This window comes from Orrella sp. 11846 (assembly GCF_048820935.1).
GTDB lineage: Bacteria > Pseudomonadota > Gammaproteobacteria > Burkholderiales > Burkholderiaceae_B > Algicoccus.
On sequence record NZ_JBMERD010000005.1, the window covers coordinates 138,039 to 162,080 of the forward strand.

Genomic DNA, 24,042 nt, shown 5'->3' on the forward strand with positions numbered 1-24,042 from the left:
AGTACAACTCGGTCTGTTTTACCACACTGAGTTGAAGATTAGAGATTTTTTTCAATGAATAGTTCCGCGCAGCCTTGCACTTTTACGGATTATTTCATCGCGCAGCCAGATCGTGCCCAACGATTTGATAGCCAATCTTTTTGTAATCTGACCAGCGTTTGCGTGCGAATTCCCGATCCTGCTCTTGGCTACTGACAAACTCTAAAATTCGCTGTACGGGCGATTCTTTGATGGGTGGACACTCAAGATGCAAATTTAACAACCAGCGCTTCTCAAGTAATTCTGGGGAAGCGAGGTGCCAATTGTCATCGTTGAATAGATAAACGGGCAATTCGGTTTGCTGGGTTTCCGCAAACCAGTCGTTGGCAATGAACGCGGTCCCTGGGGTGGCCCATAGTTGCTGGCTGTACCGCTTTGCCATGTCGTGGTTTGGGCAGTACACCAGTATCTGAACGCCCCGACTGGTTTGTTTGACGGTGGTTTGAACCGCCTGTGAAATTCGGTTCGGGGCGTTAAATGCAAAATCAACTCGCATGTGGATTAATCGTTCTGTCCTGCTGCGCGTGCGAGTAAGAATTGCACGAGTAATGGGACAGGGCGGCCAGTGGCACCTTTGTTTTGACCACCATTCCAAGCCGTACCGGCGATGTCCAGGTGAGCCCAGTCATAGGCTTTGGTGAAGCGTGCCAAAAAGCATGCGGCAGTGACTGCACCTGCTTTGGGGCCACCAATGTTGGCAATGTCGGCAAAGTTTGATTTCAGTTGCTCTTGATAGTCGTCTTCGACGGGCATGCGCCAAGCTGGATCAAGTGCTTTACGGCTGGCTGCCAGTAATTCATCAGCCAATGCATCGTTGGGTGAGAACAAACCTGTATTCACGCTACCCAGTGCCACAACGCAAGCACCTGTGAGGGTGGCGATGTCGATCACGGCATCCGGTTTGAATTTCTCTGCATAGGTCAGCGCATCGCACAGAATGAGACGGCCTTCCGCATCGGTATTCAGAACTTCAATGGTTTGACCGGACATGCTGGTGACGATGTCACCAGGTTTGTTGGCGCGACCACTTGGCATGTTTTCGCAGGTGGGGATTAAGCCAACCATCTCACCTTCCCAGGCCATTTCACACAAGGCCTTGATGGTGCCGAGCACAGAAGCGGCACCACACATGTCGTATTTCATTTCGTCCATGGTGGCTGCGGGCTTCAATGAAATGCCGCCGGTATCAAATGTAATCCCTTTGCCGACTAGAACGACGGGTGCGGTTTTCTTGCGGGATGATTCGCCTTTACCACGGTAGTGGAGCACGATAAATTTGGGTGGTTCTTCTGAGCCACGAGCAACCGACAGAAAAGAGCCCATGCCCAGTGCCTCGATCTGTTTTTGATCAAGAACGGTCACTTTGAGTGATTTAAAGGCCTTAGCCAAATCTTTAGCTTGGTTGGCCAGATAGGTCGGCGTGCAAATATTGCCTGGCAAGTTGCCCAGTGTTTTGGTGAAATTCATGCCTTGACCGATGGCATCGCCTTGTGCTAGACCGGCTTTCACATTGGCCTGGTTAGAACGTGCGCAAGTGACGGTGAATTTTTTGAGCAAAACATCTTTTTTAGGATCGGGCTTGCCAAATGTCTCTGTATAGCGATAAGTGGCATCATGAACAGCTTGTGCGCTTAAGCGGGCACGATCTTCTAGCTTGTTGGCATCTTCGCAGATAGACAACAATGCAGAACATGCATCTTTTACTTTCATTTGTGCACAAAGTTTGGCAAATGCCAGTTCTGCTTTGTAAAATGCTTTGTCGTCGAATTCATCTTCTTTGCCCAGCCCGACAAGGACCACTCGTCTGGCATGAACGCCTGGCAATTCGCGCAGCACCAGTGTTTGGCCTGCGCTACCTGTGAATTCTTCGCCAAGAACTTTAGTGAGTTGTCCATCGCTAGCGCGGTCGATGTTTTGAGCTTCTAGCGTGAGTTTTGATGCCTCAAAAACCCCAACCGCTAGTGCCTCTGTTTTAGTCTGGTGTAATGATGTATCCAGCCTTGTGCTAAATTCCATGTGATTTTCTCTCGCATCAATTGATATCTCGGGATTCATCATTATCCCGCATTCGGAACGATATGTCGTTATTTAAGCGTGCTGCCGTGTCAGAATTTGCCAGTAATGCCAGTGTGGTGTTCTCGACACTGATCATTATATGGCTCAGTATTGTGCTTGTGCGCCTGTTGGGTGAAGCGGCCAATGGCACGATTGGTGCCGACGTGGTGCTGGGTTTAACAGGGCTCACGACCATTGCCGCTTTGCCAACTGTGCTGGCTGCTGCCGTTTTTATTGGTGTGCTGACAACAGTTTCCCGAAGCTATCGAGAAAGCGAAATGGTGGTCTGGTTCACCAGCGGTCTTTCGTTGTTAAGCTGGATTCGGCCTGCGTTGCGCATCGCAGTGCCTGCGGCAATCGTGGTTGGGTTGCTGACAATCTTTGCTTCGCCTTGGTCTCATCGACAAATTCAAGAGTATCGAGCAAGGTTTGAGTTACGTTCAGCGATCTCTCAAGTGACAACAGGCGAGTTTTTGGAGCTTGAGCATGGTGCCAGAGTGATTCTGGTTGAAGCCAATGAAAACGATCCAGAAAAACTTGGTCAAGTGTTTGTGCGCATTAAAGACGATCCTTGGCATTCGGTTGTAGTGTCTGATCACGCTAAAACTGAAGTGGCTCCCAACGGTGATCGATTTTTGGTGTTGGAAGAGGGAATGCGTTATGACCTGACGCCAGGCGGATTAGTGACGCGATTGTGGGATTTTGATGAGTTTGCGGTGCGTTTAGATTCTAAGGATGCCGAGCAAACTTTAAGACAGTCTAGGGAACATGCTCTTCTGAACCACAAAGGACGTCCAACGGGCTTGCTCTTGACGGATGGTAAGAGTCATTCCGATGGGCAACTGATGTGGCGTTTGGCCATTCCAATTGCCACGATTAATCTGGCTTTACTCGCAATTCCCATGGGCGCGGTGAACCCGCGTGCAGGCCGTTCGTTCGATATGCTGGTGGCAGGTTTGATTGCGCTTTTGTATTTCAACTTGATTAATCTGTCACATAGCTGGATTAATAATCAAACGCTCCCGTTTGGGGTTGGTGTGTGGCTTGTTCACTTGGTCTTTTTATCCCTTACGGTTTTCTTATTCTGGCATCGGGTTCGGGTTCGAGCGCCTAAAAACCCTTCTGATTGATTTGACGCGAGTCGGCTTGGATAAGGCGGCAAACTATCGACTGTATTTGCCAGATTTGGAGGTTATATGAATCTACAGCAATTTCGTTTTTTGCGTGAAGTGATTCGCCGAAACTTCAATCTGACACAGGCTGCCAATCATTTACACACGTCTCAGCCCGGTATTTCTAAAGCAATTATGGAGTTTGAGAGTGAATTGGGTGTTCAGATTTTTGAGCGTCATGGCAAACGCATTCGAGGCTTAACTCGCCCGGGTGCTGATGTCGCTAAAATCGTTGAACGCATCAACCAAGAAATCGAAAACCTACGTCGCTTAAGCGAAGATTATGCGCAGCATGATGCAGGGCGCCTCGTGATTGCCTGTACACATACGCAAGCCAGATACGCTTTACCCAAAGTCATTCCGATGTTTCGTCAGCAGTTTCCCAAGGTTCATTTGTCGTTGGCTGAAGGCAGTCCTACACAGATTGCGGAAATGGTGTTGAATGATGAGGCCGATGTCGGAATGGCGACAGAGACGCTGGCTAAAACCCCTGGGCTTGTGAGCTTGGCGTGCTATCACTGGGAGCATGTGCTGGTTTGCCATGCCGATCATCCACTCTATGCCATTTATCGGTCTGAGGGCGCCGTCGGCTTACAGGATTTAGTGTGTTATCCGATTGTGACTTACGATACGGCGTTTTCGGGTCGACGTCAGATTGATCAAGTGTTTTCTGATCATGATCTGAAGCCTGATATTGTGTTGGCCGCTGTTGATTCGGATGTGATTAAAACGTATGTCGATCTGGGCTTGGGTGTGGGTATCATCGCGTCCGTTGCTTTTGATCCCTTGCATGATTCGCCACTCTGTAGTGTTCCGGTTGGTCATTTATTTGGCCGTCAAACCGCACGGCTTGCGGTACGACAGGGGGCATTTTTAAGGGATTTTGTCCGCACGTTCATTCGCATGATGACTCGGCAGGAAGAAACCGATGCATTAAATAAGTTGTTGTCGCAAAACAATCCGGATTAATTGATCGTAATTCTGACAATTGGTAGATTTGTCACAAAGTGCTTGCAAATATAAATAAGAATGATTATCATTAGCGTTCAATTAATAAGTGAGGTTTCTATGTCCACTCTGAACGCTGTTGTTGTCGGTGCAGATCGTCTGGGAAATATTCCTGACCTATTGAGTCTGCACAATATTCGGATCACACATCATGTGAGCGGGCGCCATCCTTCCCATCAGCGCCGCGCAATGCAGTTACCTTCCGATACGGAATTAGTGATTTTATTGACTGATTTTTTAGGGCACAATGTGATGAAATCATTTCGTCAGGCGGCCCAACGTGCAGGTGCGAAGGTCATGGCATGCAGGCGTTCGGTGTGTGATATGCAAAAGGCATTAACGCAGTGCGGTTTGTGTGGTGCACAGCCTTCAGATACATCGGTGTGCGCAAATCGTGCGATGTGCCCCAAAAACAGAATGGCTTCTTAAGTTGATTTGCCCACACAAAAAACCCACAAGCATTTTTGATTTCAAATGCAACTGTGGATCTTTCTGTGAGGTATGTAAGAGCGATAGAGGGGCTGTGTTTAATTAACGTGTAGCGATGGTGACAGGCTCGATACGGCGCGCACCGGTGAAGCGTTTTTTCCAGTACGGCTTCGTCATGTTCTCTACCCGCACGGCGCCGCCCGAAGAGGGTGCATGAACAAATAGATCGCTGCCTAGATAGATTCCGACATGAGAGAATCTTGCGCCTAACGTATTGAAAAACACCAGATCACCTGCTGTCAGATCATTGCGTGAGATGTTCTGTCCAGATCGAGCAATCTCTGCAGCACGTCGAGGTAGTTTCAGACCAAAGGCCTCATTGGTGGAATAAAAGACTAAGCCGCTACAGTCAAATCCTTTGTTGGGTGAAGAGCCACCGTAGCGGTATTTCACACCAATTTGTTGCAGAGCCTGTCGGCTGATTGGATGTTGCGATGCCAGAATCAGCGTAATCGGATCGATAGCGTCGTTTGCAGCATTGTTGAGCGAAAGCTTGTTTTGTTGAGCGCCAAACTGAGCGGTTGTAGTCTCGCTTGTTGTGGAAGCGCAGCCTGACAACAAGGCAGCTGCACCGATGAGAAGCGGATAAATCCAACGCCCGAGTGTTTTAGGGCGATGTGTAGTCAGTTGAGATGCGTTCGTAAACAATGTTTGGCTCCGTCTGGTTGATAAAACCACGCGTTAAATATTTGACGTGACACTGTAACAACCAAAAGAAAAAGCGCAGACCACCAAGCTCACCGAATTGATCGTCAATACGGTACTGGATGGTAAGCGTATGACCCAAGGCTGTTGAGTTAACAGCTGGGCTCAGAAATTTAAGGTAAAAGTACCACAAAATGTGAAATGAAGGTGAAAGGCTTTTAATCCATCAGATAAAAAAGCCACGCAAACTGGCTGCGTGGCTTTTCAATAATGGTATCGGATGGTTACATGTTGCTGTAGACCGGTCCCTCACCACCCTGTGGCGCAACCCAGACGATGTTTTGTGTCGGATCCTTGATGTCACAGGTCTTACAGTGCACACAGTTTTGTGCATTGATCTGTAACTGATCTTCACCGCCTTCGTTCTTAATGAACTCGTAGACGCCGGCCGGACAGTAGCGCTGCTCAGGTCCAGCATATTTTGCCAGGTTGATGCGTACAGGCACTGTGGGATCTTTGAGCGTCAGGTGGATGGGCTCATCTTCCTCATGGTTGGTGTTTGAGATGAACACGGAACTTAAGCGATCAAATGTGAGTTTGCCATCCGGTTTTGGATACTCAATCTTCACACACTGATCAGCAGGCTTGAGGTAAACATGATCAGGTTTGTCGCGGTGAATTGTCCAAGGAATATTGCCGCGCAACAGCCACTGCTCAATACCCGTCATCACGGTGGCGACCGTGCGACCTTTCTTAAACCATTGCTTGAAGTTACGTGCTTTGTTGAGTTCGGTGTGCAACCAAGATTGCTCAAAAGCAACTGGGTATGCACTGAGTTCGTCGTATTCGCGACCCGCTTGCAAAGCTTCAAACGCAGCATCTGCCGCCATCATGCCAGTTTTAATGGCAGCGTGACTTCCTTTGATTCGGGATGCATTCAAGAAACCGGCTTCACAGCCCACCATCGCGCCACCTGGGAAGACCAGTTTGGGCAATGACAGCAAGCCACCCGCTGTAATGGCGCGAGCACCATATGAAATGCGCTTACCGCCTTCAAATGTGCCACGAATGGCTGGATGTGTTTTATAGCGCTGGAACTCTTCAAAAGGAGAGAGCCATGGGTTGGCATAATCCAAACCAACGACCATACCCACTGCGACCAGATTGTCTTTCAAGTGATATAGGAAAGAGCCACCATAGGTGTCTGCATCTAGCGGCCAGCCGGCGGTGTGAATGACCAATCCGGGCTGGGATTTGGCAGGATCGATTTCCCACAGTTCTTTAATCCCAATACCGTAGCTCTGAGGATCGCGATTTTTATCGAGATCAAATTTTTCGATGAGTTGACGACCCAGTTGGCCACGCGCACCTTCCGCAAAAATGGTGTATTTGGCTAAAAGTGCCATACCACGTTGATAGTTGGGGCCTGGTTCACCATCGCGACCCACACCCATGTCACCGGTGGCCACACCAATGACGCGGTTTTGATCGTCATAGAGGACTTCGGTTGCCGCAAAGCCTGGGAAGATCTCAACACCCAGTGCTTCGGCTTGTTCACCTAACCAGCGTGTGACCTGACCCAGGCTCACAATGTAGTTACCTACGTTGTGAAAGCAAGGGGGCAGCAGCCAGTTGGGTGTGGTTTTTTCACCGGATTCACTGAGAAACATGAACTTGTCTTCAGTCACTGGCGTATCGAGCGGTGCGCCTTTCTCTTTCCAATCCGGAATTAATTCTGTCAACGCTCCGGGGTCCATGACGGCACCAGAAAGAATGTGCGCGCCGACTTCAGCCCCTTTTTCCAGAACACAGACGTTGATTTCCTGTTCTTTCTCTTCGGCGAGTTGTTTCAGACGAATGGCTGTGGCTAGTCCAGCAGGACCACCGCCCACAATAACCACGTCATAATCCATCGATTCTCTATCTGTCATCGAGATTTCCCCGTTCTTGTCTCAAGATACACAAGTGTTTGATTGTATGGCACGAAATCACCTTAGTGTGCAGAAAGAGCCTTGTTATCTTCTTAAGCGCGTGTTTTGCTGTACAGGTGCTCAATGTGCCATCAGAGTATAAAAGCAATCTTTATAGTCCGTTTTTAGGTCAGAATGAGTGATCAGTCAATTTGAAATCAATTTGAAAAACTAAAACCAATGAGCTTATAAGGAGAATGCAAGACATGAGTGAGCGATTGATGCAGGTGGGTGACAGTTACGAAGTCGATGTGCCGATGCGCTGGGCGGATGCGGACATGATGCAGCACCTGAATAACGTCATGTATTTTCGGTATATGGAGCAAGCGCGAGTTGAATTGGTCGACATCTGCGGGATTCGCGAAACGCCTCAGTATGGCTTCGTGGTGGCGCATTGTTCCTGTGATTTTTTGAAACCCGTTTTATATCCGGCTACGATCCGTGTGCGCATGGTGATTGAACGCGTTGGACGTTCAAGCTTTGACCATCAAGTTGAAATGCGCCTAGCAGATGATCCTGAAAACACGCTCTACGCCACGGGTCGCGTGGTGATGGTGATGGTTGAAAAAGAGACTGGACGCTCAGTTGCATTACCGGAATCTTTACTGACTCGTTTGGGTCGACTAATGCAACCGACAGCTTAAGTCTTGCGTACACAGGCTTGTTCGAATGATTTCTGACGGATCAAGCTACACTAGAATCTGAACTCAATGTTCAGGATAGAACTTGCTCAGAGTGATGTGATCACGCGTCAGACTATCGACATCGAGATCGGTCTTTCTGAGCCAACTGGAGCGCTGTATGAATAAAGTGTATGGTAGTGCGGCTGAAGCACTGGCGGATGTGGTTCGTGATGGGCAAACCATTGCAGTCGGCGGATTTGGATTGTGTGGGATTCCTGAAGCACTGATTGAAGCTTTAAAAGAATCTCAAGTCAAAGAGCTGACATGCATCAGTAACAATGCGGGCGTGGATGATTTTGGTTTAGGTCTTCTTCTACAAACGCGCCAGATTCGTAAGATGATTGCTTCTTATGTGGGCGAGAACAAAGAGTTCGAGCGTCAATATCTGGCCGGTGAGCTTGAACTGGAATTTAATCCACAAGGCACATTGGCTGAACGGCTCAGAGCCGGAGGTTGTGGGATTCCTGCTTTTTTTACAAAGACTGGGGTCGGAACCATTGTGGCAGAAGGCAAGCCCACGCAAGAGTTTGATGGTGAGACCTACGTGATGGAACGTGCACTCGTGCCTGATGTGTCTTTGTCAAAAGCCTACATGGCTGATCGCAGTGGCAACCTCATTTACCGTAAAACAGCGCGTAACTTCAACCCGAATGTGGCGATGGCTGGCAAAGTGTCGATCGTTGAAGTCGAGAAGATTGTGGAGAACGGCGAGATTGACCCGGATCACGTTCATTTGCCAGGTATTTATGTCAATCGAATTGTGCTGAACTCCAATCCTGAAAAGCGCATTGAACAGCGCACGATTCGGACTGGCAATTCACAGGAGTAAAGAACATGGCATGGACAAGGGATGAAATGGCTGCACGTGCAGCCCGTGAGTTGGAAGATGGGTTTTATGTCAACTTAGGAATCGGTATGCCAACGTTAGTGGCAAACCATGTACCTGATGGGGTTGAGGTTTGGCTCCAATCGGAAAATGGTTTGCTGGGGATTGGCCCATTCCCAACTGAAGATGAAATTGATGCGGACTTGATTAATGCCGGTAAGCAGACAGTGACGACTTTACCTGGCTCGTCACTTTTTTCTTCAGCCGATTCGTTTGGCATGATCCGGGGTGGCAAGATTGATTTGGCGATTCTGGGCGGTATGCAGGTCTCAGAAAAAGGCGATCTGGCCAACTGGATGATTCCTGGCAAGATGGTTAAAGGCATGGGCGGTGCCATGGATCTGGTGGCTGGTGTCAGTCGTGTGGTGGTGATAATGGATCATGTGGCCGCGAAAAAAGACGGCACAGTTGATCTTAAAATCTTGCCCGAATGCACATTGCCTTTGACTGGCTTGGGTGTTGTGGATCTCATCATTACGGATCTGGGGGTGATGGAAGTCACAGACAATGGTTTGAAATTGGTCGAATTGGCGCCAGGCGTGACGGTTGAAGAAATTCAACAAAAAACGTCCGCAAAACTAGATGTTAGTGCGGTGGCCTAATTCAGTATGCCCAACGTAAATCTGTACCGTGAGCGCCTGACTTGTTTACGTCAGGCGATGGCTCAGGCAGGTGCTGATGCCTGTCTGATCCTGTCTGCTGACCCACATGCATCAGAGTACTTGCCTGAGTTTTGGCAGAACCGCGCTTGGTTAACAGGTTTTACCGGTTCGGCAGGAACTGCCGTTGTAACTGAGCAGGAAGCCCGCTTGTGGGTCGATAGCCGTTATTGGATTGCAGCTGAAAAAGCCCTATCAGGTAGCGGATTTGTGATGGAAAAAGCCCAAGGCAATCCGCAACAAGCTGCGATTGAATGGTTAACGCAGTCTCTTGGCAATCAAGGGGTTGTGGCAATTGATGCGCAAACCCTGACGCTTGCGCAACAAATTCATTTAAACGATCAGTTAAAGCCAATCGAGGGACAAATCAAAGATGTGGATTTGTTCGCTGACATCTGGACTGATCGTCCTGAATTACCGCAGCAGCCGATTTATGCCTTAACGCCAGAAGTGGCCGCGCGAAGTCGCGCAGACAAAATTGCATTGGTGCGCACCAAAATGCAGACTAAAGGTGCGACACATCATTTAATCAGCGCGTTGGATGATATCGCCTGGCTGATGAATCTGCGTGGCCGTGATGTGCCATTTAATCCAGTTTTTCTGTCACACGTGTTGCTTGATGCGCAATCGGCCACTTTGTTTACCCAGCTCAGTAAATTGAGTCCGGCGTTGATTGAGCAATTGGCGGCTGATGGTGTTCAAGTGCAGCCCTATGAAAACATTCATTCGGTTTTGTCACAGTTATTGGCTGATGACGTGTTGCTGGTCGATCCGAATAAGGTTGTGGCATCGCTCATGAACGCGGTTTGTGCGCAAACAGTGCATGCATTAAACCCAACAACCACGCTCAAGGCCCGTAAAACAACGGCTGAAATGACCAATTGGCGACGTGTGATGCGTCACGATGGTGCGGCACTGTGTGAGTTTTTTGCGTGGCTCGAGCATGCCATTGCTGAGCGTAGTCAACAGTGGCTTACCGAAATCATGGTGGATGAGGTTTTAACATCTTGTCGGGCGAGTCAGCCTGGCTTTGTGTCTAGAAGCTTTGCGACGATTGCGGCTTTTGGGGCCAATGCTGCGATGCCTCATTACATGGCGACACAGAAGTCGAATACGCGTATTCACGGCCATGGCTTGTTGCTCATCGATTCCGGTGGGCAGTACGAGGGCGGTACAACTGACATCACACGGATGGTGCCTGTTGGCAATTTGTCTCGCGCGCAGCGAGAGGACTGCACAGCGGTTTTGCAGGGCATGATTGCGTTGTCACGTTTGCGAGTACCACAAGGCACACCGGCTGGATTGATCGATGCCGTTGCGCGTGCACCGTTATGGGCACGATTGGTGGACTATGGTCACGGAACGGGTCATGGTGTCGGTTACTTCCTGAATGTTCATGAAGGACCACAAAGTATTTCGTATCGGGCACCGATCGTGCCTGAGGCAGGTTTGCAACCAGGTATGGTGACATCCAATGAGCCTGGTCTTTATCGGGTGAGCCATTGGGGTGTTCGGATAGAAAATCTGCTGCACTGCCAGGCTGCAGGTGACAGTGAGTTTGGTAGTTTTGTTGAGTTTGAAACGCTGACGCTTTGCCCAATTGATACGCGCTGTTTATTGCCCGAATTGATGCGCCCTGATGAGATTGAGTGGCTAAATGCCTATCATGCTGAAGTACGGGGTCAGCTTGAATCGTTAGTGAGTGATGATGCTTTAGAGTGGTTGCTGGAAAGAACGCAGCCACTATCGGTATAATTTCAATTTCCCACGAGCGCCCTTAAGTGGCGTGCCTTCTATGACCAAATATGTTTTTGTAACCGGTGGAGTGGTTTCTTCACTGGGTAAGGGGATTGCAGCAGCTTCTTTAGGCGCGATTTTAGAGTCGCGCGGACTGCATGTCACCCTCATGAAATTGGATCCGTATATCAACGTAGATCCCGGCACCATGAGCCCGTTCCAGCATGGTGAGGTTTTTGTGACCGAAGATGGTGCAGAAACTGACCTGGATCTAGGGCATTATGAGCGTTTCATCTCCGCCAAGATGCGCAAATCTAACAACTTTACAGCAGGCCAGATTTATGAATCGGTGCTGCGTAAAGAACGTCGTGGCGATTATCTGGGTAAAACGGTTCAGGTAATTCCACACATTACCAATGAGATTCAGGATTTCATTGTTCGTGGTGCTAGCGCGGCCTGGGACGGTGAGGCAGATGTTGCGATTGTTGAGATTGGTGGTACGGTTGGTGACATTGAATCGTTGCCGTTTTTGGAAGCCGTGCGCCAGATGAGTCTACGTTTGGGACGTAATCAAGCTGCTTTTGTACATCTGACATTGGTACCTTATATCGCCACCGCAGGTGAACTCAAAACCAAGCCCACGCAACATTCTGTTCAGAAATTGCGTGAAATAGGAATCACGCCACATGCCTTGTTGTGTCGTGCAGATCGTCCTATCCCGGACGATGAACGTTCCAAGATTTCCATGTTTTCTAATGTGCCATTGGATGCTGTGATCTCTGTCTGGGATGCAGGCTCGATTTATGAGATTCCAGGCATGTTGCATGAGCAAGGACTCGACAGTTTGATTTGTGATGCGCTGGCCTTGAGTCCACCACCTGCTGATCTGACCGTCTGGGAAGAGCTGGTTGAGGCCTTAAATAATCCCGAGCGTGAAATTCAGATAGCGATGGTCGGTAAATACGTTGATTTGACAGAATCTTACAAATCACTGGCCGAAGCCTTGGTGCACGCAGGGATTCATGCACGCACACGCGTCAATGTCAGTTACATTGACTCGGAGGATATCGAGGCACAGGGGACTGATTTACTGAGTGGTTTTGATGCGATTCTAGTGCCTGGCGGATTTGGTAAGCGTGGGACAGAAGGTAAGATTTCAGCGATTCAATACGCCCGAGAAAATCAAGTGCCTTATCTGGGGATTTGTCTGGGCATGCAATTGGCCGTGGTGGAGTTCGCACGCCATGTGGCCGGTCTGGAAGGTGCAGGCAGTACCGAATTTGAACCGAATACAGTTCACCCAGTTGTTGCGCTTATTTCTGAATGGCAAGATGGTGAAGGTCAAATACAGATTCGAGATGAGGATTCCGCACTCGGTGGCACGATGCGCAAAGGCGCGCAGCGTTGTCCAGTCGTTTCTGGCACATTGGCACATCGTATTTATGGCAATGAGGTCAATGAACGTCACCGTCACCGCTTTGAAATGAATAACGTCTACGCACCTCGTTTGGAAGAGGCTGGACTGGTGATTAGTGCACGCACACCGACTGAGAATCTGCCTGAAATTGTGGAGCTGCCTGAGCATCCTTGGTATATGGGCGTGCAATTCCATCCAGAGTTCACATCAACACCTCGTGATGGGCACCCACTCTTTAGCAGCTTCGTGGAGGCGGCTACTGCTTATCATTTGAAAAAAGGTCAATCATCATGAAAATAGCGGGTTTTGAAGTGGGTCTAACCCAGCCGTTTTTCTTGATTGCTGGGCCATGTGTGATTGAGTCTCGCCAATTGGCGTTTGAAACCGCGCAGGCTCTTAAAGAACTGACGGCCGAATTGGGCATTCCTTTTATCTACAAGAGTTCGTTTGATAAAGCCAATCGCAGTTCGGGTGCTTCCTATCGAGGGCCTGGGATGGACGAAGGTCTACGTATTTTGGCCGATGTGCGTGAAGCATTTGATGTGCCAGTGCTAACAGATGTGCATGATATCGAACAGGTGAAAGCCGCAGCAGATGTGGTGGATGTAATTCAAACGCCAGCATTTCTGTGCCGCCAGACTGATTTTATTGAAGCTTGTGCAGTGAGTGGTAAACCGGTCAATATCAAGAAAGGGCAGTTTCTGGCACCTGGTGATATGAAGCAAGTCGTTGCGAAGGCCCGTGCGGCGGCGCAACGAGCAAATTTGCCTGAACAAATCATGGTCTGTGAGCGTGGCGTCTCTTTTGGGTATAACAACCTTGTATCCGATATGCGTTCATTAGCCATCATGCGCGAGACAGACTGCCCGGTGGTTTTTGATGCGACGCATTCGGTTCAGTTGCCCGGTGGACAAGGGACGTCTTCAGGTGGTCAAAGTGAATTTGTGCCTGTCTTGGCGCGAGCAGCTGTGGCAGCCGGAATTTCTGGGCTTTTTATGGAAACCCATCCCAACCCCGAAGAGGCTTTGTCTGATGGGCCCAATGCGGTGCCTTTGCATCAGATGAAAGCCTTGTTGCAGTCTTTACAGGCCATCGATCAGGTGGTTAAGTCTTCAGGGGCTTTGCAAACGGGTCTGCAATTCGATTGATTGTTTAATTTGTATTTTGATTGTTTTTTACTTCTGGGAATTCTTTTATGAGCGCTATTGTTGACATCATTGGACGTGAGATTCTGGATTCACGTGGTAATCCAACCGTTGAATGTGACGTCTTGTTAGAGTCTGGAGCCATGGGTCGCGCAGCCGTACCGTCCGGTGCATCCACAGGTACCCGTGAAGCGGTTGAGCTTCGTGACGGTGATGCAAGCCGTTATCTGGGTAAGGGCGTGCTAAAGGCTGTTGAAAATGTCAATACCGAAATTTCCGAAGCGCTGATCGGTCTTGATGCACAAGAACAAACGTTTGTGGATCATGTTCTCATTGAGCTCGATGGTACAGAGAACAAAGAGCGTTTAGGTGCCAATGCTATTTTGGCTGCCAGTATGGCCATTGCCCGAGCAGCAGCAGAAGAAAGCGGTATGTCGCTCTATCGTTATTTTGGTGGCAGTGGTCCTATGAGTCTGCCTGTGCCCATGATGAACGTCATCAATGGGGGTGCGCACGCCAATAACTCACTGGATATGCAAGAGTTCATGATCATGCCGATCGGTGCAACTTCTTTACGTCAGGCTTTGCAAATGGGTGCAGAAACATTCCATGCGCTTAAAGCTTTGATTGACGAACAAGGTATGTCGACTGCCGTGGGTGATGAAGGTGGTTTTGCGCCGAACGTGGCCAGCCATGAAGCCGCCATTGAATTGATCTTGCAAGCCATTGAACGCGCAGGCTATGAGCCCGGTACACAAATGGCGCTTGCGCTGGATTGCGCCGCATCCGAATTCTATCGCGACGGTCTGTACCACTTGCGTGGTGAAGGTAACTTGAGGCTGTCATCGACAGATTTTGCGAATCTGCTGGCCACCTGGTGTGACAAGTACCCGATTATCTCTGTTGAAGACGGGATGGCCGAAGATGACTGGGAGGGCTGGAAAACACTGACCGATGTCTTGGGCAAGAAAGTTCAGTTGGTGGGTGACGACTTGTTTGTGACCAACACAAAAATCCTGAAGCAAGGGATTGACCAAGGTATCGCAAACTCCATTCTGATTAAAATCAACCAGATTGGTACGTTGACCGAAACCTTTGCAGCGATCGAAATGGCTAAGCGTGCTGGTTATACATCGGTGATTTCACATCGTTCAGGTGAGACCGAGGATTCCACCATTGCCGACATTGCTGTGGCCACCAATGCCATGCAGATTAAAACTGGTTCAATGTCGCGTTCAGATCGCATGTCTAAATACAATCAGCTTCTGAGAATTGAAGAAGAGTTGTCTGAAGTCGCGACCTATCCAGGTCGAGACGCATTCTACAACTTGCGTTAATTCAGGCCAAGCCCATGCGACTCATCTTCATCGGTGTACTAATCTTGTTTGTGTTGATTCAGTATCCTCTGTGGATGGGTCGTGGTGGCTGGTTTGAAGTGCTGAAGTTGAGGGAAGAAGTTGCACAAAAACATCAGACGAATGAAGGATTGCGGGCTAGAAATGAAGCCATGCGTGCTGAAGTCGAAGATTTGCGCAGCGGCACTGAAGCATCAGAAGAAAGAGCTCGTGCCGAATTGGGCTTGATGCACGAACGCGAAGTTTTTATACAAATCGCACCAGCTGATTAAAGTTCGATCATTTTAAACGACGCCAATCAGTCGGTATGAAGTGATTGTGTATCATTCCTGCACCCGCACACTGCTTATCAGGCTCTTCGCGGGGACTTTGCATGACAGCCTTAGTCCGAGTTCGGATTGTAAGGTTCGGCCCGAGAATGGCTTGTAGCCAGGGCAGAACCAAAGGGTAATTGACCCGAGTCTCTAATGACAGGATGTTGGCTTCAGAAATTGTGCGTTTGGACTGTCTACCTCGACCGCCTGACCATCCCCTTGCGACAAAGTGCTGATGTTGTGCAGCGACATGGTTATGACGAATGACAGATCGTTTGAGTCGCTGACTGAGCGCAGGATCTTTAAAGTCTTGCATGAGTAGGTTCACATTGTCGAGGACACATACCGTACCAAGTCGTAATGTGCGTGGCCTCAGGTGTTTGCGTAAATGTGCTTGTGCAGCACTGGGCTGACCACCAAGCATGGCGGCGTGTTCAGTTGCCCGTTGACTATGTAAAAGTAGATGCTCTTTCAGCACAAACCAGTGCGTGACCTCAAATAAGACAGACAAGAGCATTAGAACCGACGCTGCGGTGACCAACCATTCGACGATGGCTTGGCCTTGGCACGACAAAATAACAGGTTTGTTTGTGGGTCGATGAAAAGGTGATAAGTGGGAGAGGGGCTTCAACGTGAACTCTGACAGTGACGTAACTGCACTTCGTTGGACAGATCAATGTCCAGCGATATTACGTGTGTTTTAAGAGAACAGGTGGTGGCAGCGAGACAGCTTTGTCCCGCTTAAAGCTTTTTGAAGCTTTGTTAAAGCTCCATGAATGTGCGATTTAATGCAGTGTGCCTGAAATAGGCGTGTCTGACGCAAATAGGTCTGCGACTTGCTGTGCATCAAATGTATAGCGCTCGGCGCAGAATTCGCAGGTAATCTCGACGATGGATTCTTTATCGAGAATGTCATCGACTTCTGAGCGTCCTAAAGACTTCAGCATCGTCTGAACTCGCTCACGGGTGCATCCGCAATGCCAGTGCGCGTCCTTAGTTTCAAGACTGATAACAGGCCGCTCCCAGAAGAGTCTTTGCAGTAGTGTTTCGATGTCTGTTTCTGCCATTTCCTGAGGCGTGAGTGTTGAGCACAGTGCTAGTGCATGCTCCCAAGTTTCGAGTGCCTGTTCTGCAGTGGTGCTGTCGATCCCACCTGAGACTGGCATGCGTTGAAGCATCAAACCTCGAACGCATTCGGAACTCACGTGTAACCACAAACGAGTATCCAATTGCTCGGATTGGGTCATATATTGCTCGATTGCCTGAGCGACGTTCTCTGTGTCCGCTGAAACGATACCTTGATAAGGTTGCTGAAGGCGTCCTGCCTCGGTTTTAGGTGGATTAATGATCACAGAAAACCGACCCTGACCATCTGGATTGATAATATCTCGCAAACCTTCTTCGTCGGCTAGTGGTTCAGAACCAGCTCGTACGGTTGCGCGCATGCTCATGTCAGCCCGACATTCAACAACGATCAATCGAACAGATCCTTGACCCTGAAGCTGCAAAAGCAGTGAACCATCAAATTTGATACTAGAGGTCAGGAGTGCTGCAGCACCCATCAATTCACCTAGCAAGTGTTCAATGGCAGGCGCATGGGTTTGGCGCAAAAGGGCAGCTTGCCAGACGTCTTGAAGTTCGACAGCGCTAACACGCACGCTACGATCTTCAAGTAGAAATTTTTTGATTTGATCGGACATGTGACAAATTTTTTGGAATATAGGGCGTAACTCGGAATCAGATGATTAGATCGGTCGTTTGCTTAATCGATGCGCTTCAGAACTTTGGCGTAATGCTTGCCACGCTCTTCGTAAGTACGATTGTTGCGCTGCATTTGCGCAATTTCTTCTGGCGATAAGGTGCGAGCAATTTTACCGACACCGAGCACCAGACTGCCGTCTGGAATCACACGACCTTCAGGCACAATTGCGCCAGCACCGATCAAGCAGTTCTTGCCGACAACGGCATTGTTTAGAATGATGGCCTGCATGCCGATGAGTGAGCCCTCACCGATCGTACAGCCATGTAGCATCGCCTGATGGCCTACGGTGACTCGATCATGAACTGTGAGAGGCGTGTCTGGATCAACGTGCATGACACAGCCTTCCTGAACGTTGCTGCCTTTACCGATATGAATCGGTGCGTTGTCAGCGCGAATTGTGACATTAGGCCAAATGCTGGCGCCTGCCATCACACGTACATCACCGATAAGAATCGCGTTTTCAAAAACCCATGCTTCGGGGTCAACTTGTGGAATCAAATCATCAAGCTGATAGAGAGCCATATCAAAACCTCAAGAGTCGGCGTCGTCGTCTTCGCCGATCGGTAATAGTTGTACGCCACTGAGACCATGGCGCAGTCGCAATAAATCGCGTCGGGGGTGACCTTGATTGTCAATGGAGATCCGTGAAATTACACCGATTTGTATCGGTTGCGTTTCAATGAGCGGTGCAATTTGTTCCAGTATTTGAGTCGCCAAGTTCTGCCGAACAGCTTGCGCAAAATTTAGAGAGCCATCAAGCTCCAGAATCAACCAAAGTTCACGAGACTCAATGGTTTGAGGGTCTTCTTTTGTCTGTGGCTGAATGGCTGCTGCCATTGAAATCTCGGGCATCGCCATGACCGCTTGTTCAATGACGAGCGGATGCGTGCAACGCCCATTGACTTGTAAGGCGTCTTCTTTCCAGCCAATTAGCTGGATATCACCGGATTTTTCGAGCTTGCCAAAGAGTCCCACAGGATGGCGGGTTGCAATCTCAATGGGTTCCAGAATGTCAGCAGGCTCTTTCAAGGGCCAGACACCGACATACATGGCTGGATCGGTATCACCAGCTGGATCGGTTCGATGCGCATAGATTGCGTCACAGTTTGCGAGATGAATCTCTGGTTCGTCAGTTTCTGGTTCAGGTGCCTGTGTAATCTGATGACCTGGAAAGACCCGTCCACTGTGGTGTGAGCTTGCAGGCCACATGACCTGACTGTCTCCCCAAAGTAGACCACAACCTGAAATAAACGAACATAGATTAATTTCAACGCCTAGGCGTTCCTTCGCACGTTCTCGCCAGTGTTCTGACAGGTGTTCGCCTAAAATACCCACGCCAGTAAATGCAAAGGGTTCCGACGGTTCTGTATGTTTAAGCCAGTGGCACAACAATCCGACGTTGGTGTTGAGGTGCGAGAGTTCGAAGTGACTAGACTCTAGAATTTCTGGGTCGTGCGGCAGAGTGGCTTGTACGCGCACTCCAACTCCGAAATACAGTGATGGCAAAATAGTCCCTAAAAGCCCAGACTCAGACATCATTGCATGCGTTGTCAGCATGCCAGTGGCATTGTCTGGAAACCAGTTGTTTGTGCAAACAAAACCTGGCAAATTACCAATTAAGGATTGGTGCGCTAGCAGATAAGCCGTCTGGGGTGGGTAGATGTCATCAGCCCGATTAGGCCAGACCAGCAACGCAGGTTGCTGTGGGCGAGTTGGTTCGGAAGAGATCCGATGCAACTGTCGTGATAGCAAACCGTGCCAATCCATGACATTGTCGGCACGTACATCCAGGCCAACAATTTGCTGAACACGTTGACAGCGTTGCAATGCACCTAAAACCTTATCGGGTTCACTGTCATCGATAAAGACCAAACGGCAGCGAGCCTGACGAATCCGTTGCGTCAGAATATCACCGTGCTCCGTCGATGGCAGCGGGACCGCGATACATTGACGGTGCCAACATGCCATCAGTAGTGCGAGCGCTTCTGTGCGTTCACGCATGATAATGCCGACTCGGTCGCCGACACGGGCGCCCATTCGGTCAAGTCCGAGTGCAAGTTTATTGGCGAGTTGAGCCAAACCTTGGAAGGTTAATGTTTGTGCATAACCGTCTGGTCCAACGATTTCGATGGCGACGGATTTGCTGTGCGATGGGAGATCTTCCCATTGAAAGCAACAGGCGTGCGCCAGATTGAAATCTCGGGGTATATGCCATGCATATTCGTCTACAAGTGAGCGATACTGATCTGTCATTCGGGTGAGCCTGATGCCGATGTCCTTTTAAGTTTCTTTGTAGCATGACGCAGTTTGAGTCACTTAGCAACTTACAATTGCATCTATGCTTCGATTACAGCGCGCTATGTCAGCGTTTGGTCAGATGACGGATGTCAACGATGCGGGTTCCACTGAAAATATCGTGTAAGAACTGACCATCGCGTCGGAACCAGGTTGGAATGAAAATCAGAAACGGCGCGCCAACAGCCAGCATATATGCGGCTTTAAAGTTCGTTTCCATGACAATCCAGTGGAGAATTCCGAAACCAACCAGAGGTATAATCCAGCTAAGTATATATCGCAATGTCAATTGACCAAAATTTAACCGTTTTTGATCGGGTCGTACTAACTGAATGTGCCATGCTCGCATCGGCAAAGTTTGACCGCCGCGTCGCCATGACGCCATAAAGTAAAGACCGATTGCTAAAAATATAACCAGCTGTCTTGCCTCACGTAAAACAAGACCATGACGACTCTGCGTGAGTGCATCAAATAAATAATCAGCAATAAAAACAACGCCAAACAAGAGTGCGCCTTCATACATCATGGCGGCAAAACGTTTGCGACGTGATGCGTTGATGAAAGGCGTTTGATCCGCAGATGAGAGGGTTGTCATGAAGTAGAACGTTCCAATAATGTGACTGGTTAATAGAGCATTATCGGCGATTCGGATAATTCTTGCTTGCCAAGCAAAAGCACGCTAAAAACAGATGGGCGCCCACAGGGCGCCCATTGTCTATTTCTTTGAGTAGCTTAAATGCTGTGATACATCTGTGTGCCGTGTTTTCTTTGCAGCAAAGTAGCATCAGACAGCACAGCACGAATGAATCTCAAGCCTGAGTGCACTGAGCGCGCAACTGATTGAATCAAATGCTTTTGTGCTTTGGCACGAATGAGACGCTCTGCCAAGTGTGGGTTGACGCGGTACGCGACATTGGTGGCAGAAATTTGTGGTTGCACATCGTAATTAAAGTATTCGTAGTTCATGAAATTTGACCTTTTAAAATTTTTGATTGAGGTCTGAAAGCAAATACACGGTGAAAAATCTGTCTAGCTAAATTTGCGTGACTCGATCCGTGTGTCTGATTCGTTTCCATTTCTTTCCGACCTAGGGAATACCCTTATTATAGGGAAAACCCTAGGATATTTCAAGCCCCAATTCACTAAAGATCAAATTGACCTGTGAGTTTCTGTGATAAAAGTGCAGTTTGTACGATATTCAATGTGTAATTAATGTGCGGAACTGGGCGCATTCGATGATCATTCACGAACCGGGATGCGTCATTGCGTGGGTTGGGTTTGGCTAGGTTGTTCTATGTAGTCAAAAAGGAGAAGACCATGAGAATGAAGCAAGCATTACGGTGTACGGCCTTGGCCACGGCTGTATCGGCCTCGACGGCCATGGCGGCCGATGAGGTTCGGGATCAGTTCTATTGGTTGGGCGAGATCAATAAAGCGACTCTGGTGATCAATACAGATGAAGGGCTGTTAAATGTAGAAGATGCTCCAAAGTTTGCCAAAGCCATTCAAGCTGTGATTGATCAGGGCAACCAACCAGGCGGAAAACGGCCTGCGGCGGTCATTCGGTTTGAACCACTATTGATCGAAGAAGCTGGGCCAGAAATTACATTGTTGCATGCGGGTCGCTCCAGTCAAGATATGCACGCCACATATAGAGCGGCTATTTTGCGTGACGATTTGCTGACGCTTGCGCAGCAGTTGCACGACACAAGCAAGACGCTGGTTGATCTGGCAGAAAAACATGCAGAAACGGTTGTGCCTAACTACACCAATGGTGTGGCTGCTCAACCCAATAGTTATGGCCACTACTTGTTAGGTCATGCTGCAGGCCTATCCCGAGATGCACAAAGAATTCAGCAGACTTATGATCGAATCAACCGATCGGCCATGGGGACAACGGTTTTAAATGGCACGAGATGGCCTTTGAACCGTGAACGCATGTCTGATTATCTGGGGTTTGCGAAGCCAGTGGAGAATGCGTATGATGCTTCGCAAATTTCTTCCATGGAGCATCCTGTTGAAGTCGGTTCGATTGTGACGAGCATTGGGTTGCATACAGGGCATTTTGTGGAAGATTTGTTGACGCAGTACGCTCAGCCCAGACCGTGGATTCTTTTACAAGAAGGCGGTGACAACACGTATGTGTCCAGCGCCATGCCACAAAAGCGCAATCCAGGTTTGCTCAACAACACACGTAGCAGTGCATCAACCGCGGTGAGCTTAGCGCTTGGACCTGTAATTCAAGCACACAACATTACGCCAGGCATGGTCGATCCCAAGAATGTCAAAACCAACTCCACCATGGTGGCAAGTGGAACCACCGCCCTTAAAAATTGGGACAAGGTTCTGAAAGCGCTCGTGATCAGTCAGGAGCGCGCGCTGGAAGAATTAAACAGTGACTGGACAGCGTCTCAAGAGTTGGCCGATGAACTGATGCAAAGACATTTGTTGCCGTTTCGAACAGGCCACCATTTTGCGTCTGAAGTCACGAGCTACGCCAAGGCCAATAACATCAAACCCTTAGATTTCCCGTATAGCGAAGCACAACGTATTTATGCTGAAATCGTTCAAGGAACGAATTATCCGCAAACCCTTCCAATGACAGAAGTGGAGTTCAGAAATGCCTTGAACCCCCAGAGCATTGTGGAGAGTCGTGCGACAGCAGGTGGACCACAACTCTCTGAAATGCAGCGTATGCTAGTCAGTAGCCGTGAGGCCCTTGCACGCGATCAAGTCTGGATTACTCAAAGCCGACAAGCGATTGATCAGGCTCAACAAAAGCTGAACACAGATTTTTCTAAATATTTGCAGTAATCGGTCATTGCGTTTTCTAACAAAGAAAAAATGAAGCTCACTGGGATGTTGTTCAGTGGGCTTCATTATGAAGGCCATTGTGACTCGTTGCGGCTAGTTGCGATACTGACCGCTGACGAGATCAAACATAAATAAGCGACAGTCGAGCGCACCGTTAAACACGGGGATGCGTCGTTTTGCTTTTAGGCGCAGGTTACGGGGTAAGTCTAAATCTGCGCTGATCACGCCAATTGTCCAACCAGAGAAATGTTGTTTGAGTTGTGCTGCCCAATCGGTCATCAGTGTGTCTTCGGTTTCTAAACGAATGCCATAGGGTGGGTTGGTCAGAATTAAACCGCTCGCGCCCGGTGCGGGTTCACGGCAGGCATTAGCTTGCTTTAAACGAATCAAGCCATCGGGCACATGGGCACGCTTTAAATTCCGTCTGGCGTTGTCCAGACTCGTCACATCAAGCTCATAGCCACTGATTTGAACGTGAGGAATGTCTTGCGGTGTCAGAATCGCTTCTGTGGCCTCTTGGCGCATCGTTTGCCATTGGGCGTGATCGTGATGACGCAGTCGTTCAAAAGCGAATGGTCGGTTAATGCCTGGTGCGACATTTAAAGCCTGCCAGGCGGCTTCAACAAGAATTGTGCCACTGCCACAGAATGGATCGAGCAAAGGGACCTCAGGTGTCCAACCAGCAAGCGCAAGTAAGCCTGCTGCTAGGTTTTCTCGGATGGGGGCTTCGCCCTTATTGAAACGCCAACCCCGTTTAAACAGAGATTCGCCCGATGTGTCTAGATACAAGGTCGCGGTAGTTTCAGAGAGAAAGAGGTGAACCCGAGCATCGGGGCGAACGGTATCGATTGAAGGGCGAGCGCCTTCACGATCGCGTAATCGGTCACAAATGCCATCTTTAACCAGAAGATTGCAGAACTGTAGGCTCTTCATGGGACTGCGGATGGCCGATGTATCCACTCTCAAGGTGTGGTCTGGGCCAAACCAGTTTTCCCAAGGGGTCGCTAATGTCAGTCGGGTAATGTCTGATTCGTAGCGTACGGGTGCGTGAGCGACTTGAACAAGAATGCGAGTGGCAATTCGGCTCCAGAGATTGGCTTTCTGGACACCTGGCCAATCGGTCTCAAACTGCACACCACCACTAGCAGCCTGCACTCGATCCAAACCAATCTGGATGAGTTCTTCTTCAAGAACGGCTTCTAAACCTCGTGGGCAGGATGCAAAGGCTTTATGCCGTCCTGCGTAAGGATTAAATGTTTGTGGTGTGGGGCGTGTCGAAGTTCGGTCTGGTCTTTGTCTTGTGCCTGAATGGGGTGGTCCATTGCGGCGAGGTGATTGTTCGGAGCGTGTATGTGGCCGATCTCTACGCTGAAAGCCAGTTCTCGCATCATCACGCGCACCGGTACGCGTACGACCGCCAGACCTTTCTGCTAGTGGTGCAGGCGTTTGCTTTTGTTCCTCAAGCGCTTGACGAGCTTTACGGTGCGCTCTGGCACCACTTGCCAGACTTTTTTTGGGGCGACCTGTGGTCGTTTCCGGCGTTTTCTTAATCGATAAGCGCAGGGTTTTTTTAGAGTCAGTGTCGCTCATAATGGTT

The 24,042-nt window shown here is 49.2% G+C and carries 23 protein-coding genes; 12 read left to right on the forward strand and 11 right to left on the reverse strand.

The genetic code is table 11. From position 1 onward, the window contains the following. Nucleotides 1-94: 94 nt before the first annotated feature. On the reverse strand, nt 95-535 hold the full coding sequence (locus ACOI06_RS05890) for a DNA polymerase III subunit chi (RefSeq protein WP_420661592.1): 441 nt from the start codon (nt 533-535) through the stop codon (nt 95-97). A gap of 5 nt (nt 536-540) precedes the next feature. Next, on the reverse strand, nt 541-2,055 hold the full coding sequence (locus tag ACOI06_RS05895; protein WP_420661594.1) for a leucyl aminopeptidase: 1,515 nt from the start codon (nt 2,053-2,055) through the stop codon (nt 541-543). A 62-nt stretch (nt 2,056-2,117) separates the two neighbouring features. On the opposite strand from ACOI06_RS05895, the gene lptF reads away from it, so the two are divergent. The 3 genes from lptF to ACOI06_RS05910 all read left to right on the forward strand — a co-directional run bounded on the left by lptF (nt 2,118) and on the right by ACOI06_RS05910 (nt 4,703). Beyond that, on the forward strand, nt 2,118-3,224 hold the full coding sequence (lptF, locus tag ACOI06_RS05900; RefSeq protein WP_420661595.1) for an LPS export ABC transporter permease LptF: 1,107 nt from the start codon (nt 2,118-2,120) through the stop codon (nt 3,222-3,224). A 66-nt stretch (nt 3,225-3,290) separates the two neighbouring features. Beyond that, on the forward strand, nt 3,291-4,235 hold the full coding sequence (locus ACOI06_RS05905) for a CysB family HTH-type transcriptional regulator (protein WP_420661596.1): 945 nt from the start codon (nt 3,291-3,293) through the stop codon (nt 4,233-4,235). 99 nt (nt 4,236-4,334) lie between these two features. Next, nucleotides 4,335-4,703, forward strand: coding sequence for a DUF2325 domain-containing protein (locus ACOI06_RS05910; RefSeq protein WP_420661597.1), 369 nt, complete (start codon nt 4,335-4,337; stop codon nt 4,701-4,703). Between the two features lie 102 nt (nt 4,704-4,805). Here ACOI06_RS05910 and ACOI06_RS05915 read toward each other — a convergent pair whose 3' ends face one another. After that, nucleotides 4,806-5,411, reverse strand: coding sequence for a C40 family peptidase (locus tag ACOI06_RS05915; protein ID WP_420661598.1), 606 nt, complete (start codon nt 5,409-5,411; stop codon nt 4,806-4,808). Between the two features lie 281 nt (nt 5,412-5,692). After that, on the reverse strand, nt 5,693-7,339 hold the full coding sequence (locus ACOI06_RS05920; RefSeq protein WP_420661599.1) for an electron transfer flavoprotein-ubiquinone oxidoreductase: 1,647 nt from the start codon (nt 7,337-7,339) through the stop codon (nt 5,693-5,695). 245 nt (nt 7,340-7,584) lie between these two features. Here ACOI06_RS05920 and ACOI06_RS05925 point away from each other — a divergent pair, with 245 nt between their 5' ends. From ACOI06_RS05925 to ftsB, 8 genes are all read left to right on the forward strand, one after another. Then, entirely contained in the window at nt 7,585-8,022 is a 438-nt protein-coding gene (locus ACOI06_RS05925) for an acyl-CoA thioesterase (RefSeq protein WP_420661600.1), read from the forward strand. 157 nt (nt 8,023-8,179) lie between these two features. Next, the gene (locus tag ACOI06_RS05930; protein WP_420661601.1) at nt 8,180-8,890 is read left to right on the forward strand and encodes a CoA transferase subunit A; all 711 of its coding nucleotides are present in this window, start codon (nt 8,180-8,182) and stop codon (nt 8,888-8,890) included. Nucleotides 8,891-8,895: 5 nt separating this feature from the next. Further along, entirely contained in the window at nt 8,896-9,549 is a 654-nt protein-coding gene (locus ACOI06_RS05935) for a CoA transferase subunit B (protein ID WP_420661602.1), read from the forward strand. Between the two features lie 6 nt (nt 9,550-9,555). Further along, on the forward strand, nt 9,556-11,361 hold the full coding sequence (locus ACOI06_RS05940) for an aminopeptidase P family protein (protein WP_420661604.1): 1,806 nt from the start codon (nt 9,556-9,558) through the stop codon (nt 11,359-11,361). 40 nt (nt 11,362-11,401) lie between these two features. Next, nucleotides 11,402-13,054, forward strand: coding sequence for a CTP synthase (locus ACOI06_RS05945; protein ID WP_420661606.1), 1,653 nt, complete (start codon nt 11,402-11,404; stop codon nt 13,052-13,054). Then, on the forward strand, nt 13,048-13,908 hold the full coding sequence (gene kdsA / locus ACOI06_RS05950) for a 3-deoxy-8-phosphooctulonate synthase (RefSeq protein WP_420661659.1): 861 nt from the start codon (nt 13,048-13,050) through the stop codon (nt 13,906-13,908). The genes ACOI06_RS05945 and kdsA overlap by 7 nt, the downstream gene beginning before the upstream one ends. 47 nt (nt 13,909-13,955) lie before the next feature. Then, nucleotides 13,956-15,242, forward strand: coding sequence for a phosphopyruvate hydratase (gene eno, locus ACOI06_RS05955; RefSeq protein WP_420661608.1), 1,287 nt, complete (start codon nt 13,956-13,958; stop codon nt 15,240-15,242). A gap of 14 nt (nt 15,243-15,256) precedes the next feature. Beyond that, nucleotides 15,257-15,532 carry a cell division protein FtsB gene (ftsB, locus tag ACOI06_RS05960; protein ID WP_420661610.1) on the forward strand — a complete coding sequence of 92 codons (276 nt, stop codon included), beginning with the start codon at nt 15,257-15,259 and terminating at the stop codon, nt 15,530-15,532. A gap of 7 nt (nt 15,533-15,539) precedes the next feature. On the opposite strand, the gene ACOI06_RS05965 is transcribed toward ftsB, so the two are convergent. From ACOI06_RS05965 to ACOI06_RS05990, 6 genes are all read right to left on the reverse strand, one after another. Beyond that, nucleotides 15,540-16,205 carry a hypothetical protein gene (locus ACOI06_RS05965; RefSeq protein WP_420661612.1) on the reverse strand — a complete coding sequence of 222 codons (666 nt, stop codon included), beginning with the start codon at nt 16,203-16,205 and terminating at the stop codon, nt 15,540-15,542. 154 nt (nt 16,206-16,359) lie between these two features. Then, the gene (locus ACOI06_RS05970) at nt 16,360-17,274 is read right to left on the reverse strand and encodes an Hsp33 family molecular chaperone HslO (protein ID WP_420661613.1); all 915 of its coding nucleotides are present in this window, start codon (nt 17,272-17,274) and stop codon (nt 16,360-16,362) included. 62 nt (nt 17,275-17,336) lie between these two features. Continuing rightward, a complete protein-coding gene (locus ACOI06_RS05975; protein ID WP_420661614.1) occupies nt 17,337-17,858 on the reverse strand; it encodes a gamma carbonic anhydrase family protein in 522 nt (173 codons plus the stop codon). 9 nt (nt 17,859-17,867) lie between these two features. Continuing rightward, nucleotides 17,868-19,589, reverse strand: coding sequence for an AMP-binding protein (locus tag ACOI06_RS05980; RefSeq protein WP_420661615.1), 1,722 nt, complete (start codon nt 19,587-19,589; stop codon nt 17,868-17,870). A 109-nt stretch (nt 19,590-19,698) separates the two neighbouring features. Beyond that, nucleotides 19,699-20,226: an RDD family protein gene (locus ACOI06_RS05985; RefSeq protein WP_420661616.1), complete on the reverse strand. Its 528-nt coding sequence runs from the start codon at nt 20,224-20,226 to the stop codon at nt 19,699-19,701. Nucleotides 20,227-20,363: 137 nt separating this feature from the next. Continuing rightward, a complete protein-coding gene (locus ACOI06_RS05990; RefSeq protein WP_420661617.1) occupies nt 20,364-20,597 on the reverse strand; it encodes a hypothetical protein in 234 nt (77 codons plus the stop codon). Nucleotides 20,598-20,954: 357 nt separating this feature from the next. Here ACOI06_RS05990 and ACOI06_RS05995 point away from each other — a divergent pair, with 357 nt between their 5' ends. Beyond that, nucleotides 20,955-22,445, forward strand: a complete 1,491-nt coding sequence (locus tag ACOI06_RS05995; RefSeq protein ID WP_420661660.1) for a lyase family protein — start codon at nt 20,955-20,957, stop codon at nt 22,443-22,445. A gap of 93 nt (nt 22,446-22,538) precedes the next feature. On the opposite strand, the gene ACOI06_RS06000 is transcribed toward ACOI06_RS05995, so the two are convergent. After that, entirely contained in the window at nt 22,539-24,035 is a 1,497-nt protein-coding gene (locus ACOI06_RS06000) for a THUMP domain-containing class I SAM-dependent RNA methyltransferase (RefSeq protein ID WP_420661618.1), read from the reverse strand. Between the last annotated feature and the right edge of the window lie 7 nt (nt 24,036-24,042).

Bases quoted from the DNA above. Each gene is read 5' to 3' on its own strand.
- ACOI06_RS05890 (WP_420661592.1), bottom strand. From the start codon at position 535: ATGCGAGTTGATTTTGCATTTAACGCCCCGAACCGAATTTCACAGGCG.
- ACOI06_RS05895 (WP_420661594.1), bottom strand. From the start codon at position 2,055: ATGGAATTTAGCACAAGGCTGGATACATCATTACACCAGACTAAAACA.
- lptF (WP_420661595.1), top strand. From the start codon at position 2,118: ATGTCGTTATTTAAGCGTGCTGCCGTGTCAGAATTTGCCAGTAATGCC.
- ACOI06_RS05905 (WP_420661596.1), top strand. From the start codon at position 3,291: ATGAATCTACAGCAATTTCGTTTTTTGCGTGAAGTGATTCGCCGAAAC.
- ACOI06_RS05910 (WP_420661597.1), top strand. From the start codon at position 4,335: ATGTCCACTCTGAACGCTGTTGTTGTCGGTGCAGATCGTCTGGGAAAT.
- ACOI06_RS05920 (WP_420661599.1), bottom strand. From the start codon at position 7,339: ATGACAGATAGAGAATCGATGGATTATGACGTGGTTATTGTGGGCGGT.
- ACOI06_RS05925 (WP_420661600.1), top strand. From the start codon at position 7,585: ATGAGTGAGCGATTGATGCAGGTGGGTGACAGTTACGAAGTCGATGTG.
- ACOI06_RS05930 (WP_420661601.1), top strand. From the start codon at position 8,180: ATGAATAAAGTGTATGGTAGTGCGGCTGAAGCACTGGCGGATGTGGTT.
- ACOI06_RS05935 (WP_420661602.1), top strand. From the start codon at position 8,896: ATGGCATGGACAAGGGATGAAATGGCTGCACGTGCAGCCCGTGAGTTG.
- ACOI06_RS05940 (WP_420661604.1), top strand. From the start codon at position 9,556: ATGCCCAACGTAAATCTGTACCGTGAGCGCCTGACTTGTTTACGTCAG.
- ACOI06_RS05945 (WP_420661606.1), top strand. From the start codon at position 11,402: ATGACCAAATATGTTTTTGTAACCGGTGGAGTGGTTTCTTCACTGGGT.
- eno (WP_420661608.1), top strand. From the start codon at position 13,956: ATGAGCGCTATTGTTGACATCATTGGACGTGAGATTCTGGATTCACGT.
- ftsB (WP_420661610.1), top strand. From the start codon at position 15,257: ATGCGACTCATCTTCATCGGTGTACTAATCTTGTTTGTGTTGATTCAG.
- ACOI06_RS05970 (WP_420661613.1), bottom strand. From the start codon at position 17,274: ATGTCCGATCAAATCAAAAAATTTCTACTTGAAGATCGTAGCGTGCGT.
- ACOI06_RS05975 (WP_420661614.1), bottom strand. From the start codon at position 17,858: ATGGCTCTCTATCAGCTTGATGATTTGATTCCACAAGTTGACCCCGAA.
- ACOI06_RS05980 (WP_420661615.1), bottom strand. From the start codon at position 19,589: ATGACAGATCAGTATCGCTCACTTGTAGACGAATATGCATGGCATATA.
- ACOI06_RS05985 (WP_420661616.1), bottom strand. From the start codon at position 20,226: ATGACAACCCTCTCATCTGCGGATCAAACGCCTTTCATCAACGCATCA.
- ACOI06_RS05990 (WP_420661617.1), bottom strand. From the start codon at position 20,597: ATGAACTACGAATACTTTAATTACGATGTGCAACCACAAATTTCTGCC.
- ACOI06_RS05995 (WP_420661660.1), top strand. From the start codon at position 20,955: ATGAAGCAAGCATTACGGTGTACGGCCTTGGCCACGGCTGTATCGGCC.
- ACOI06_RS06000 (WP_420661618.1), bottom strand. From the start codon at position 24,035: ATGAGCGACACTGACTCTAAAAAAACCCTGCGCTTATCGATTAAGAAA.